Origin of the sequence: Streptomyces sp. NPDC058464, assembly GCF_042721035.1 — a bacterium.
Taxonomy (GTDB): Bacteria; Actinomycetota; Actinomycetes; order Streptomycetales; family Streptomycetaceae; genus Streptomyces.
Window position 1 is genome coordinate 1 of the sequence record NZ_JBHXMA010000069.1, and the last position, 12,399, is coordinate 12,399.

The 12,399-nt window shown below is 71.9% G+C and carries 13 protein-coding genes and 1 pseudogene; 5 read left to right on the top strand and 9 right to left on the bottom strand.

Annotated features, from left to right (window positions below):
- Positions 1 to 249: 249 nt before the first annotated feature.
- Entirely contained in the window at positions 250 to 1,176 is a 927-nt protein-coding gene (locus tag ACFWPQ_RS48260) for a PfkB family carbohydrate kinase (RefSeq protein WP_384050574.1), read from the bottom strand.
- A 142-nt stretch (positions 1,177 to 1,318) separates the two neighbouring features.
- On the opposite strand from ACFWPQ_RS48260, the gene ACFWPQ_RS48265 reads away from it, so the two are divergent.
- Together ACFWPQ_RS48265 and ACFWPQ_RS48270 are read left to right on the top strand one after the other, a co-directional pair.
- Complete coding sequence (locus ACFWPQ_RS48265) at positions 1,319 to 2,362, top strand: phosphatidylinositol-specific phospholipase C domain-containing protein (RefSeq protein WP_384050577.1); 1,044 nt, start codon at positions 1,319 to 1,321, stop codon at positions 2,360 to 2,362.
- Positions 2,363 to 2,461: 99 nt separating this feature from the next.
- Positions 2,462 to 3,022 carry a glycoside hydrolase family 25 protein gene (locus ACFWPQ_RS48270; protein ID WP_384050580.1) on the top strand — a complete coding sequence of 187 codons (561 nt, stop codon included), beginning with the start codon at positions 2,462 to 2,464 and terminating at the stop codon, positions 3,020 to 3,022.
- 37 nt (positions 3,023 to 3,059) lie between these two features.
- On the opposite strand, the gene ACFWPQ_RS48275 is transcribed toward ACFWPQ_RS48270, so the two are convergent.
- Both ACFWPQ_RS48275 and ACFWPQ_RS48280 read right to left on the bottom strand, forming a co-directional pair.
- Positions 3,060 to 3,872, bottom strand: coding sequence for an NADPH-dependent F420 reductase (locus ACFWPQ_RS48275; RefSeq protein WP_384050656.1), 813 nt, complete (start codon positions 3,870 to 3,872; stop codon positions 3,060 to 3,062).
- Positions 3,796 to 4,533: a FadR/GntR family transcriptional regulator gene (locus ACFWPQ_RS48280; protein ID WP_384050583.1), complete on the bottom strand. Its 738-nt coding sequence runs from the start codon at positions 4,531 to 4,533 to the stop codon at positions 3,796 to 3,798. The genes ACFWPQ_RS48275 and ACFWPQ_RS48280 overlap by 77 nt, the downstream gene beginning before the upstream one ends.
- 212 nt (positions 4,534 to 4,745) lie before the next feature.
- Here ACFWPQ_RS48280 and ACFWPQ_RS48285 point away from each other — a divergent pair, with 212 nt between their 5' ends.
- Positions 4,746 to 6,449: a 2-isopropylmalate synthase gene (locus ACFWPQ_RS48285; protein WP_384050586.1), complete on the top strand. Its 1,704-nt coding sequence runs from the start codon at positions 4,746 to 4,748 to the stop codon at positions 6,447 to 6,449.
- Positions 6,446 to 6,661 (top strand): annotated as a pseudogene (locus tag ACFWPQ_RS48290) (ATP-binding cassette domain-containing protein); the annotation flags it as partial. The gene ACFWPQ_RS48285 and the pseudogene ACFWPQ_RS48290, both read left to right, overlap by 4 nt.
- Before the next feature lie 135 nt (positions 6,662 to 6,796).
- Here ACFWPQ_RS48290 and ACFWPQ_RS48295 read toward each other — a convergent pair.
- The gene (locus ACFWPQ_RS48295; RefSeq protein WP_383711840.1) at positions 6,797 to 7,009 is read right to left on the bottom strand and encodes an EF-hand domain-containing protein; all 213 of its coding nucleotides are present in this window, start codon (positions 7,007 to 7,009) and stop codon (positions 6,797 to 6,799) included.
- A gap of 47 nt (positions 7,010 to 7,056) precedes the next feature.
- On the bottom strand, positions 7,057 to 7,971 hold the full coding sequence (locus ACFWPQ_RS48300; protein ID WP_384050589.1) for a MerR family transcriptional regulator: 915 nt from the start codon (positions 7,969 to 7,971) through the stop codon (positions 7,057 to 7,059).
- Between the two features lie 74 nt (positions 7,972 to 8,045).
- Between ACFWPQ_RS48300 and ACFWPQ_RS48305 the strand changes: the two genes are divergently transcribed.
- Positions 8,046 to 8,684, top strand: a complete 639-nt coding sequence (locus ACFWPQ_RS48305) for a GNAT family N-acetyltransferase (RefSeq protein ID WP_384050592.1) — start codon at positions 8,046 to 8,048, stop codon at positions 8,682 to 8,684.
- A gap of 17 nt (positions 8,685 to 8,701) precedes the next feature.
- Here the strand turns inward: ACFWPQ_RS48305 and ACFWPQ_RS48310 are convergent, their stop codons facing one another.
- From ACFWPQ_RS48310 to ACFWPQ_RS48325, 4 genes are all read right to left on the bottom strand, one after another.
- On the bottom strand, positions 8,702 to 9,892 hold the full coding sequence (locus ACFWPQ_RS48310; RefSeq protein ID WP_384050595.1) for a YncE family protein: 1,191 nt from the start codon (positions 9,890 to 9,892) through the stop codon (positions 8,702 to 8,704).
- Positions 9,892 to 10,650, bottom strand: coding sequence for a polysaccharide deacetylase family protein (locus ACFWPQ_RS48315; RefSeq protein ID WP_384050598.1), 759 nt, complete (start codon positions 10,648 to 10,650; stop codon positions 9,892 to 9,894). The genes ACFWPQ_RS48310 and ACFWPQ_RS48315 overlap by 1 nt, the downstream gene beginning before the upstream one ends.
- Before the next feature lie 150 nt (positions 10,651 to 10,800).
- Positions 10,801 to 11,304: an ATP-binding protein gene (locus tag ACFWPQ_RS48320; protein WP_217547724.1), complete on the bottom strand. Its 504-nt coding sequence runs from the start codon at positions 11,302 to 11,304 to the stop codon at positions 10,801 to 10,803.
- A gap of 289 nt (positions 11,305 to 11,593) precedes the next feature.
- Positions 11,594 to 12,361, bottom strand: a complete 768-nt coding sequence (locus ACFWPQ_RS48325) for an enoyl-CoA hydratase/isomerase family protein (protein ID WP_384050601.1) — start codon at positions 12,359 to 12,361, stop codon at positions 11,594 to 11,596.
- Between the last annotated feature and the right edge of the window lie 38 nt (positions 12,362 to 12,399).

Below are 12,399 nucleotides of genomic sequence, written 5' to 3' on the forward strand. Positions count from 1 at the left end.
GACGGGGGACGGGGGACGGGGGACGGGGGACGGGGGACGGGGGACGGGGGACGGGGGACGGGGGACGGGGGACGGGGGACGGGGGACGGGGGACGGGGGACGCGTCCGGCAGAGCCGACGCGGCCCCCCCATTACCGTTTTCGTGGTCCATGGGGTCCATAGGGCCCATGAGGAAGTCGAAGCGTTCCGCGTTCGCCCGTGGTCGCCGGTCAGCCCGACCCGGCCCGCCCCAGCCCGCCCCAGCCCGCCTCAGTCCGCCGTCAGCCACGCGCGCGTGCCGAACGAGGCGCACGCGTGGGAGGCCACCGCCGCCGCCCGGGCCAGGGCGTCCGCGAAGGCGGGGCCGTCGACGCGGTCGGGGCCGCTCAGGTGGTGGGCGAGGGCTCCGTGCAGGACGTCACCCGCGCCCAGCGTGTCCACCACGCGGGTCTCGGGAACGCCGACGAGGCCACCGCCGCCGGGGCCCGCCCACAGGATCGGCGCCCCGCCACCGGTGACCGCCGCCCAGGTCACCCCGTGGTCCCGGAGGAACTCCAGGGTCTCGGCGGGCGTGCCGGTACCGGGCGGGTGGAAGTCCGCCGAGCACACGGCGATGTCGGTCGACGCCAGCAGCCTCTCGGTGCCGTCCTTCCAGCTGCCCGCGTCGAGCAGGGTGCGGCGGCCGGCCGAACGGGCGGCGTGCGCGACCTCGACGGCCAGGTCCATGTGATGCCCGTCGAACTCGGCGATGTCGCACGACACCACCAGCTCCTCCAGGCCGGCCGGGGCCCGCAGCCGGTGCCCGGTCGCGTTGGTCGAGGCGACCGCGCGCTCTCCGGTCGACGCGGTCACGAGGATCGAGGACACCGCGGGCGGGTCCACGCGCCCGGCGGCCAGGTCCGTGACGCGCACGCCGAGCGCGTCGAGGTCCGCCCGGACGCCCAGGGCCAGCGGGTGTGAGCCGAGGCCCGTGAGCAACCGGGGCAGGCCGCCCAGCCGGCCGAAGGCCACCGCCGCGCCCGTGGCCGGACCGCCCGCGGCGGCCACCTGGTCACGGGCCGTCAGCTTCTCGTCCGGCCCCGGCACATGGTCCACCAGCTGGATGACGTCCAGGGTGCACAGCCCCACGAACAGGCCCGCGGGCCGCCGCCCCGCCACCGGACCCGTCGCCACCAGCGCCTCCTCCGGCCTCGGCATGTGCCCAGCGTACGTGCGGCCTCCCGAGTCCTGAGCGTCCTGAGCGGGTTCCGGAGGCCGATGTTCCCCCAGGGGCTACCGATCAGTAACCGCCTGCTTCTACGCTGCCGCCAACTCACCACCAACACAAGGGAGTTGGGTCATGCGCGTACTGAGACGGCTGGCGGCGGTCGTGGGTGCCGGGGCCCTGTTCGTGATGGCGGGCTCCGCCGCGCACGCGGACACCGGCCTGAACGCGGTGAAGTTCTCCGAGACCACCAGCATCGGCACGCACAACGCGTACGAGAAGGACAAGTACACCTACTGGGCGCAGGCCCTGGACTCCGGGGCCTCGCTGCTGGAGCTGGACGTCTACGTCGACAGCATCAGCAAGCGGTGGCGGGTCAGCCACAGCAACCCGTGGGGCGACAACAACAACTGCGAATACGCCAACACCCCCAGCCAGTTGTACAGCCAGGCCACCAGCCAGGACCTGGGGAGCTGCCTGGACAACATGGCGGCCTGGGAGCAACTGCACCCGGACCACGCGCCCATCGTCGTCAAGGTCGAGATGAAGGTCGGGTTCAACCAGACCATCGGCCTCGGCCCGACCGCGTTCGACACGCTCGTCTCGCAGAAGCTGGGCAGCAGCGTGTACAAGCCGGCCGACCTGCTCGGCTCCTCGTACTCGACGCTCGACGCCGCCGCGAAGGCCGACGCCTGGCCCACCCGCGACCAGCTCAAGGGCAAGTTCATCTTCGAAGTGATCCCGGGCACGGTGGAGGAGGCCAACCCGTTCGACCACTACTGGACGGACCAGGAGTACGGTGACCACCTGCGGGACCTGTACGCGGCCGGGAACATCTCCCAGGCCCAGGCCTTCCCCGCCGTGCTGGGCGCCGCGAGCGGGGATCCCCGGACCAGCAGGTACGACGCCTCGATCCAGCCCTGGTTCGTGTTCTTCGACGGGGACGCGGCGACGTACGTGAACAACGGCTACGACACGTCGTTCTACTCCGCGAACCACTACATCCTGATCATGACGGACGCCTACAACGTCTCACCGGCGATCTCCTCGACCGCACCGACCGACGCCGAGGTCTCGGCCCGGCTGGCGCTGCTCGCCGCCGACCATGCCAGCATCATCACCTCGGACTGGTCGACGAAGTCGGCGGCCGTGCTCAGCGGGGTGGCGGCCCGGAGCTGACAATTCACGCGCCCACGCGGATCCCTCTCGGCGCGGCGGGGAATACGACATACGCAGTTGCAACTCGTGTCACCCCACTGGCACCCAGGGAGTCCCCCCATGCTCCACGGAATCGACGTGAGCGCGTACCAGACCTCCGGCTACGACACGGACGGCCTCTCCTTCGTCTTCATCAAGGCGACGGAGGGGCGTTCGTACGTCAACCCCAAGCTCGCCGCCCAGACCAAGACCGGACGCGACGCCGGACTGGTCGTCGGCTTCTACCACTTCCTCTGGCCCGGCAACCTCACCGCCCAGGCCGAGTACTTCGTCCAGCACGCCCCCGAGAAGGCGGGCGAGATCCTCGCCGTCGACTGGGAGACCACCGGCGACGGCACACACGCGAGCAACGCCGAGAAGGACTCCTTCATCCGCAAGGTGAAGGCACTCCGGCCGAACCATCAGGTGATCCTCTACACGAATCGCAACTTCTGGCTCACCGTCGACACGACCTCGTACGCCGGCGACGGCCTCTGGATCGCCGACTACGTCGGCGCCGGCCACCCGCGCATCCAGGCCGACTGGCTCTTCCACCAGTACACCAGCGACCCGCACGACAAGGACGTCGCCGACTTCGCCGACAAGGCCGCTCTGAAAGCCTGGGCGTCGAAGGAGGACTGACCCTCCGCCCCTCCCCCGACGCCCCCTGCGGGTGCCGTCAGCCGCGGAAGCCCTCCGGGCGCTCCGGGGAGGCCTCCGCCAGGGCCTTCCGGACGCCCTCGACGTCCGCGCGCAGGCCGTACACCGGGGTGCCCGGCTGCTGGCGCCAGGAGTCGTCGATACCGCCGTTGTCGACGGTGTCGAAGCCGAGTTCGTCGATCAGGGCGCGGACGACCCGCTTGGCCGCCTCGTCGTCGCCGGAGACCGGGAGGGCCTGGCGGTCCGGGTCCCCGGCGGGGAGGTGGCGGTCCAGGATGTCCTGGGCGAAGGTGCCGTTGAAGGCCTTGATCACGGCGTGGCCGATCTGCCGCTCGGTCCAGCGGCTCTCCGTGATGCCCTCGTCCTCGATGCCGGCGATCCGGCCGTCCCGCTCGCGCGGGTAGTAGTTGTTGGTGTCGATCACGGCGACGTTGTCCGCGGCGCCGTCCAGGAGGCCGGACGGCAGGCTCGGGACCGCCTTCACCGGGACCGTGACCACCACGACCTCGGCGTCGCGCGCGGCCTCCTCGGCCCGTACCGCCGTCGCTCCCGTCTCCTCGGCCAGCGCGGCGAGCGTCTCGGGGCCCCGCGAGTTCGCCACGGACACGTCATGGCCGAGGGCGGTCAGCCGCCGGGTGAGGTTGCCGCCGATGTTGCCCGCCCCGATGATGCCGATCTTCATGACACGCCTTTCGAGAGTCCATGCACTTGCATGCATACGCTGCTGTGCGGCAACAACCCCGGCCGTGCATGACCTATTCCGCGGCAGGGCCGACCGGGTGAGGCCCCGGTTCCGGCCCCCGCGACGGCACCGGCCGGCCGCCGAACGGATCCGCCAGCTCCGCCCGCAGTACCTCGGCCGCCGCCTCCGCGTCGCCCTCGGACACCGCGCGTGCCAGTGCCTCGTGGGCCGCGTCCCCGGTGTCCGGGTCGGCGGTGCGCAGTCCGGTCAGGGCCAGCAGCTCGATCAGCCCTTCCCGGAGCACCGGCCTGAACTCGGCGAACAGATCGGTGAGCACGGGGTTGTGCGCTGCGGCGACCACGGCCGCGTGGAAGGCGATGTCGGCGTCGACGAAGGCCGCGTCGTCCGCGCTCCCCGCCGCCCGGCGGTCCGCCAGCGCCGCCTCGATCGCCGCCACGTCCTCGGCCGTGCGGCGCTCCGCGGCCAGCCGGGCCGCGTGCACCTCGACCGCCGTCCGTACCTCGTACACGTCGGTCACCGCGGCCCGGCGCAGCCGTGTCGGCCAGTCCTCGGCGGCCTCGGTCGCGACGACGAAGACGCCCGAGCCCTGCCGGGGCTGCACCAGCCCGGCCCCGGCGAGCGCGCGCAGCGCCTCGCGGACCGTGGAGCGGCCCACGCCGAGCTCCTTCGCCAGGGTCGTCTCGCCGGGCAGCCGGGTCCCGACGGGCCAGGCGCCGCCGGTGATCTGCGCCCGCAGCCGGGCGGCGGCCTGTTCGACCAGGGGGCTCGGACGGACGGGACCGAGGGCCATGCGGGGTCACCAACTCCTCTGCGGACGAACACGCTTCACAGGAATTCTCACTTGTCTGAGGACCTGAGGAGTCGCTAGCGTACCGGCCATGACGCTCCGCGGTCTCCTTCTCGGCTGCCGCGGCGGGGCCTGACGCGACCGGCACCCCGCCGCGGGTCGCCGTGCTGCCGGTCACCGTCCGACCGACAGACGCGCCGAGAGGCAGCAGCACGATGACCCTCCTGTGGAATCCCCAGCAGCCCAGCCCCATGCCGTACCACCGCTACCGCCCCTTCCACGAGCGGGTGCGGGTGCCGGTGGCGGACGGCCGCGACTGGCCCGCCGCCCGGATCGAGCGCGCCCCGCTGTGGGTGCCGGTCGACCTGCGCGACGGCAACCAGGCGCTCGCCGAGCCGATGGACACCCCGCGCAAGCGCCGCTTCTTCGATCTGCTGGTCCGGCTGGGCTTCAAGGAGATCGAGGTCGGCTACCCGTCCGCGAGCCGGACCGACTTCGACTTCGTACGGCACCTGGTGACGAGCGGTGCGGTGCCCGGCGACGTGACGCCCGTCGTCTTCACCCCGGCCCGGCGGGACCTGATCGACCGGACCTTCGAGGCGATCGAGGGGATGGAGCGGGCCGTCGTCCACCTCTACATCGCCACCTCTCCGGTGTGGCGGGAGGTGGTGCTGCGCCGCGGCCGCGCCGAGGTGTGGCGGACCGTGCGCGAGGCGGCCGCGCACATGGCCCGCCGGGCCGGGGACGCGCCCGGCATCCGCTTCCAGTTCTCCCCGGAGACCTACAACCTCACCGAGCCCGACTTCGTCCTCGAACTCTGCGACGGGCTCAGCGAGTTGTGGGACGCGAGCCCGGACCGGCCGGTCACCCACAACCTCCCGGCGACCGTCGAGATCGCCACCCCGAACGTCTACGCCGACCAGATCGAGTACGCCCACCGCCACCTCGCCCGCCGTGACTCGGTGATCCTCTCCGTGCACCCGCACAACGACCGCGGCACCGGGGTCGCCTGCGCCGAACTCGCCGTGCTGGCCGGCGCCCAGCGGGTGGAGGGCTGCCTGTTCGGCAACGGCGAGCGCACCGGCAACGTCGACCTGGTCACCCTCGCCCTCAACCTGTTCGCCCAGGGGGTCGATCCCATGGTCGACCTCGGTGACATCGACGCGGTCCGCGAGACCGTCGAGGAGTGCAACCGGCTCCCCGTGCACCCGCGCCACCCCTACGCCGGCGAGCTCGTCCACACCGCGTTCTCCGGCACCCACCAGGACGCGATCGGCAAGGGGTTCGAGGAACACGCCCGCCGGGCGGCGGAGTCGGGGGTGCCCGAGGCCCGGGCCCCCTGGTCCGTCCCCTACCTGCCGGTCGACCCGGCGGACCTGGGCCGGACGTACGAAGCGGTGATCCGCGTCAACTCACAGTCGGGCAAGGGAGGTTCGGCGTACCTGCTGCGCACCCACCACGGCGTCGACCTGCCGGAGCGGATGCGCCCCGAGTTCGCGCGTCTCGTCCAGGAGGTGACGGACGCGAGCGGCCGGGAGGCCATGCCGAAGGAGCTGTACGACCTCTTCCGCACCGCCTACCTGTCCGAGGGCACCGGCGGCGAGGTCCGGCTGGACTCCTGGTCGGTGCACGAGGAGGCACCGGGCCGGCACCGCTTCGTCTGCACCCTCCGCACGGCCGACCGCAGCGGCGACCACGAGGGCACCGGCTCCGGCCCGCTCACCGCGTTCGCCGACGCGCTGGCCGGCGCCGGACACGCGACGGAGATCCTGGAGGTCACCGGCAGCGGGCCGTACCGCTTCGCCGAGTGCCGGGTGAACGGTACGGCGGCGGTCTGGGGCGCGGCGGAGGATCCCTCCCCGCTCGCCGCCTCGGTGGGGGCGGTGCTGTCCGCGGTGAACCGGGCCGCGGTGCGATGAGCGTCGTACTGCGCGCGGACGACGTGCACGTGGTCCGGGACGGGCGGCCGATCCTCCAGGAGGTGTCCCTGACCGTCCGGGCCGGCGAGCACTGGGCGCTGCTCGGGGCCAACGGCGCCGGGAAGTCCACCCTGCTCGGTCTGCTCGGGGCCCGGGTGCATCCGACGCGGCGCCCGGCGGCAGAGGTCCTCACCGGTGACCGGGTCGGCAAGTGCTTCGACCTGCCGCTGACCCTGGAACGGCACGGCGGCCGCTGGACCGTGCGCGTCGAGACCGGGGCGTGCGGGCCGCCCCCCGGCAGGAGAAAGGGGGCCCGCGGTCCGGCGGACCCCCTGCGCGCTTGGCGCCTACTTGTTCAGGTAGGCCCAGAACTCGTCGAACGACAGGACCTTGTCACCGTTGAGGTCCCGGGTCTTGATGATGGCCTCCGCGACCGTGTCGGTCACGTTCCAGTCGCCCCCCTGCGCCAGGGCGGTCTTGAACTCGGCCGCGGTGATGACGCCGTCACCGTCCGTATCGATCCGCTCGAACTGCTTGCGTGCTTCCTCGATGTCCGCCACCGGATCCGCCCCTTCGTACGCTTTACTGCCTGTTGACGGAGGTCAGATTAACCGGCCGCGCGAGCGCGCAGTGCGGCGACCACCCAGGCGAACTCCGCACGGTGTGCGGCCGCGGGCCCCGTACCCTTCACCTCGCACAGCAACTGCCGGTACCTGGCGAGCCGGTCGTTGGACGCCGACTCCATCCGTTCGAGTACGGCGGTCAGGTCCCCGCTCCCCAGCACCTCCCGCACGATGGCCTCCGCCTCCGGCGACTCGGGTGCGACGCCCCGCTCCAGGGCCTCCCCGCCCAGCTGCACCAGCCGCATGGGAAACCACGTGGACCGCCCGGAACCGGCGGAGCCCCCCTGGTCCGCCGCGTTGAACTCGACCACCCGCCGCATCTGCGCCCGGAACTCCGGGTCCTGGACCATCTCCGCCAGCTCCACCCAGGCGTCCACCTGCTCGGTGGTGGGCTCCTGCGGCAGGTCCACCGCGATGGAGCGCATCCGTTCCTCGATGGCCGGGTCCACGGCGTCGAGCCCGTGGAACAGCTCCGCCACGAACTCCTCCATGATCCGCTTCCGTTCGGCCGCCGACAGCCGCGCCAGCTTGTTCATGAGCGTCATCTCCTCCGCGTTCGAACCACGTCGCGCCACCGTCGACAGCACCGCACGGGTCACCTTGAGGGAGCGGATCTGCGCGTCCAGCGCCGCCACGTGCGCGGCCGCGACCTCGGCCACGGTCTGCTCGCCGGAGAGCACCGCACGTACGTGCCCGAGGCCGAGCCCCAGCTCGCGCAGGGTGCGGATCAGCTCCAGGCGGGCGAACGACTCGGCGTCGTACAGCCGGTAGCCGCCCGGCGAGCGGGTCACCGGGGTGAGCACGCCCTCGTCGGACCAGTAGCGGATGGTGCGCACGGTCAGCCCGGTGGCCTTCGCCAGCTCGCCGATGGTGAAAAGTCCGGTGCCGTCGTCGATCATGTGTGTGAGTGTGGGCCTTCCAGCGGGTGGAGACTCAAGGAGTCGCGGGGAGTCCCGGGGAGTCGAGGAGCACGGTGGCGGAGAACAGCCTGCGGGACATTCTGGACGCGGCGGCCCGGGGTGTCTTCCCCCCGCCCGACGGCCGTACGACGGTCGTGCCCCAGCCGTCCCCGCGGGACGCGGGCGTCCTCTCCTTCACCGCCCACTCGGTCGTCTTCGTCGACGAGGACCCGGAGTGGGTGTACGACACCCTGCGCGCGACCCCCAGCGACCCGCTGGCCGCCACGATGAACTCACGCTTCCTCACCGCCCTGATGGACCGCACCGGCCGCGAGCAGGAGACCATCGACGCGCTGCTGGTGGCCGACCCGCTGCCCGGCCGCCCGGACCTGCCCCTGACCGAGCTCACCGGCCCCGACCACTCCCGGGTCGCCTACGCCCGGGCCCGCCGGGACGAGGTCCGCGCCTGGGCGGCGGACGGCGGGGTGCTGGTGCTGGGCCGGGGCGTCGCGGGACGTCTGGAGGTCTCCCTGGAGGTGGACGAGGGGGTACGCCAGCGGGGGCTGGGCCGGGCCCTGCTGACCGCCGCCCGGCAGCTCGCCGCGGAACCCCTGTGGGCACAGATCGCCCCGGGGAACGCCCGCAGCATGCGGGCGTTCCAGGCGGCCGGCTATGTACCGGTCGGCGCCGAGGCGCTGCTGCTCAAGGCCTGAGACTCAAGGCCTGAGACTCAGCGGAAGATGCCGGTGTGGCCGAGCGAGTAGCGGCCCGGCTGCGGGTAGACGGCGAGGCCGTGCGGGCCGCTGCCGACGCGGATGCGGGCCAGTTCGGTGCCGGTGTTCGTGTCGATGGCGTACACCTCGGAGTTGTAGCGGCCGGACAGCCAGAGCACCTTGCCGTCCGCCGACACCCCGCCCATGTCGGGGCTGCCGCCGCCCGGCAGCCGCCACTTCGCCGTCAGCCGGTTCCGGGCGAAGTCGAAGACGGAGATGGTGCCCTCGCCCCGGTTGGAGATGTACATCACGCGCGAGTCCCGGCTGACGTACAGCCCGTGGGTGCCCTTGCCGGTGTGCAGGAAGCCCGGCTTGGCGAAGGTGTCGCCGTTCAGGATCCACAGCCCGTCGGCCATCATGTCGGCGATGTAGAACCGCTTCCCGTCCGGCGAGACCTTGACGTCCTGCGGCATGGCGCCGTGGAACGGCAGTTTCTCGTGGCGGAGCACCTCCATCTTCTCCGTGTCCACCTTGAGCAGTTCGCCACTGAACTCGCAGGAGACGATGAAGTACCGGCCGTCGAGGGAGAAGTCGGCGTGGTTGACCCCGTAGCAGCCGACCGGGACGGCCTTGACGGTCTTCATGGTGTGCGCGTCCCGGAAGACCAGCTGGCGGTCGTTGGACGCCATCACGATCGCGTACCTGCCGTTGGGCGTGAAGTACAGGTTGTACGGGTCGTGGACGGGGACCGGCTTGCCGGCCCGGCCGGTCCGCGGGTCGATGGGGGTGAGGCTGTTGCCCAGGTCGTTGTTGACCCAGAGGGTCTTCAGGTCCCAGGACGGCACGACGTGCTGCGGCTGCCGGCCGACCCGGATGGTCCCGATCACCTTGTACGTCTTCGGGTCGATGACCGAGACCGTGTCGGAGTTGGTGTTCGGGACGTAGACCAGGGACGGGAAGCCCTTGACCACGGGTGAGAGGTTGCCGGGGCGGTCGGCGGCGTACACGTCCTTCGGATCGAGGACCGGGGGCATGCCCGGCAGCCCGACGGCGACCGGCTCCGCCTTCTTCGCCGGCGGCTGCACGGCCGCGGTGGTGGCGGCCGGTGTCGCGGGGCCCTCGGATCCGCCGCTGCACGCGGGCAGCAGCGCCAGGGCGGCGAGGACGGCACCGGCGGACAGCAGACGGGCGGCGTTCGTGGTTCGCATCAGCTGAGCAGCTCCGTGGTGGTGACCGCGCGCAGTCCACGGCGGTGCAGTTCTTCGAGGACGGCGGGGAGGGCGGCGACCGTGTCCGGATACCCGAAGTGCATGCTCACCACCGAGCCCCCCGTGACCTCCGCGAGCACCTTGCGGGTGATGGCCGGTGCGCCGGGCCGGGTGTAGTCGAGCGAGTCGACGTCGTACGACAGCACGTGCGGGTAGCCGGCCTCGGCCGCGAGCCGGGCGACGAGCGGGGAGGCGGTCGGCGCCCGGGAGGGGCGGAACCAGCTCCCGATCGATCCGGTGAGCCGCTTGAGGCGGTCCGCGCAGTCGGTGATCTCCTTCCGGGCGTCCGGCTCCGCCATGGCGTTGATGGAGACGTGCCGCTGGGTGTGGTTGCCCAGGTCGTGGCCGCCGTCCAGGATGCGGCGGGCCATGGCGGGGTACGCGTCGAGCCAGCTGCCGACGGCCAGGACCGTGAGGTGGGCGCCGTGCTGCTCGGCGGTGGTGAGGAGCCGGGTGGCGAGGGCGGGGTCGCCCTGGCCGTGGAAGGTGAGGGCGACGGAGGCGCGGGTGCGGGGGCCGTGGGTGACCTGGAAGGGGAGCCGCTTGGGGGAAGCCGAAGGTGACGTGGGGGATGTGGCGGGCGGTGCCGCAGTGGCCGTACCGGTGTTACCGCAACCGGTGGCGAATGTGCCTCCGGCGGTGAAGGCGGCGCCTGCGCGGAGGAGGTCACGTCGGTGGGTGGGGGTCACCTGCACCATTTAAGGCGGGATGGGTAAGAAAGTTGGCTATTGACCCGATAAGGGTTGCGTTTGCGGCCGCAGGCCCGGCGGGTGCCGATCGCGCCCACGCGGCGGCAGCCGCACATCGATACAGCCCCGCGCCCCCGACGGGGCGCTGCATGCCGGCCGCTATCGGTCAGCGACCCGCATCTCGAACCACGTCGTCTTGCCTCTGGGCAGCAGGTCCACACCCCATCGGTCCGACAGCTTGTCCACCAGGAACAGGCCGCGGCCGCTGATGTCCGTCTCCTGAACCGGCATCAGGCAGGGCAGTCCGCGCGACGGATCGCGTACCTCCACCCGGATCCACCCGGGGCGGCGGCGCATCCGGAGGCCGAAGACCCGGGCCCCCGTGTGCCGTACGGCGTTGCCCACCAGCTCCGAGACGAGTAAAACAGCGTCTTCCGTCATCTTGGGACTGAGCCGCCACTGGCGGAGAACGACGACCTGGGCGAGCCGGCGGGCGGTGGCCGCGGACTCGGGGCGGGACGGCAGCGGAACCTCCGCGTCCGTGGGATTGCCGAACAGTTCGATTGCTTTGAGTGCCCGCTCGTCCTCGACCGCAGGCGACCAGCGCGCCGCGGCCGCACGGCTGTGTCCCCGCGGCTGTTCGATGCCCTCCAGCCCCGCCATGCCCCCATCATGGCCGCCCAGAGCACCCTCCGGGGCCGTTCCCGAGGAATACGCCCCCGGGAAGCTTCCGCCCGATGCCGGGCTCGCGGCATATGCCGAAGGCATTCCGGAAGCCTCAACACCCCGTCCGACCTGCGAAGATGTTCCGTCTCCGGGCAATCGCCAGACCCCCTCGACAAGGCGGGCTTAGGGTTGCCTTAAGGCTCCCATAATCCGCCCCATCGGGGGACCCGGAATCAGACATCGCGTCAATTGCAAGCGGTTCGGAACATTCACAGCAGGGCGAAGATCACAGGAACTTGGCCTTGCCAGGCCCCTCCTCCACAAAGCTCCGCATCCCGCGCTCCCGGTCCTCGGTCGCGAACAGCCCGGCGAACCAGTTCCGTTCGACGGCCAGTCCCGTCTCCAGGTCGGTCTCGACGCCGGTGTCGATCGCCTCCTTGGCGGCCCGCAGCGCGATCGCCGGCCCCTGCGCCAGCTTCGCCGCCCAGGCGTGCGCCTCGGTGTAGACGTCGGCGGCGGGCACGACACGGTCGACCAGGCCGATGGCGAGCGCCTCGTCCGCTTTGACCATCCGTCCCGTGAAGATCAGGTCCTTGGCCTTGGACGGACCGACCAGCCGGGGCAGCCGCTGGGTGCCGCCGGCCCCCGGGATGAGCCCGAGCAGGATCTCGGGCTGACCGAGCTTGGCGTTGTCGGCGGCGATCCGGTAGTCCGCGCAGAGGGCGAGCTCGCAACCGCCGCCCAGCGCGTAACCGGTGACGGCGGCGACGACCGGCTTGGGGATCCGGGCGACGGCGGTGAAGGAGTCCTGGAGGTCACGGGCGCGCAGAACCATGGCGGCATGGTCCATGTTCTGCATTTCCTTGATGTCGGCCCCCGCCGCGAAGACCTTCTCGCCGCCGTAGACGACGACGGCACGAACGTCTTCGCGACGGGCGGCCTCTCCCGCCAGCTCCTTGATCCGGTCCTGGGTGGCGACGTCCAGCGCGTTCATGGGCGGCCGGTCGAGGCGGAGAGTACCGACGCCTTCGGAGACTTCGAGGGTCACAGTCATACCGAGCAGGTTAACGCCGGTTCATCAGCGCCCCTTCA

Bases quoted from the DNA above. Each gene is read 5' to 3' on its own strand.
- ACFWPQ_RS48320 (WP_217547724.1), bottom strand. From the start codon at position 11,304: ATGGCGGGGCTGGAGGGCATCGAACAGCCGCGGGGACACAGCCGTGCG.
- ACFWPQ_RS48310 (WP_384050595.1), bottom strand. From the start codon at position 9,892: ATGCGAACCACGAACGCCGCCCGTCTGCTGTCCGCCGGTGCCGTCCTC.
- ACFWPQ_RS48265 (WP_384050577.1), top strand. From the start codon at position 1,319: ATGCGCGTACTGAGACGGCTGGCGGCGGTCGTGGGTGCCGGGGCCCTG.
- ACFWPQ_RS48300 (WP_384050589.1), bottom strand. From the start codon at position 7,971: ATGATCGACGACGGCACCGGACTTTTCACCATCGGCGAGCTGGCGAAG.
- ACFWPQ_RS48270 (WP_384050580.1), top strand. From the start codon at position 2,462: ATGCTCCACGGAATCGACGTGAGCGCGTACCAGACCTCCGGCTACGAC.
- ACFWPQ_RS48280 (WP_384050583.1), bottom strand. From the start codon at position 4,533: ATGGCCCTCGGTCCCGTCCGTCCGAGCCCCCTGGTCGAACAGGCCGCC.
- ACFWPQ_RS48285 (WP_384050586.1), top strand. From the start codon at position 4,746: ATGACCCTCCTGTGGAATCCCCAGCAGCCCAGCCCCATGCCGTACCAC.
- ACFWPQ_RS48315 (WP_384050598.1), bottom strand. From the start codon at position 10,650: ATGGTGCAGGTGACCCCCACCCACCGACGTGACCTCCTCCGCGCAGGC.
- ACFWPQ_RS48260 (WP_384050574.1), bottom strand. From the start codon at position 1,176: ATGCCGAGGCCGGAGGAGGCGCTGGTGGCGACGGGTCCGGTGGCGGGG.
- ACFWPQ_RS48325 (WP_384050601.1), bottom strand. From the start codon at position 12,361: ATGACTGTGACCCTCGAAGTCTCCGAAGGCGTCGGTACTCTCCGCCTC.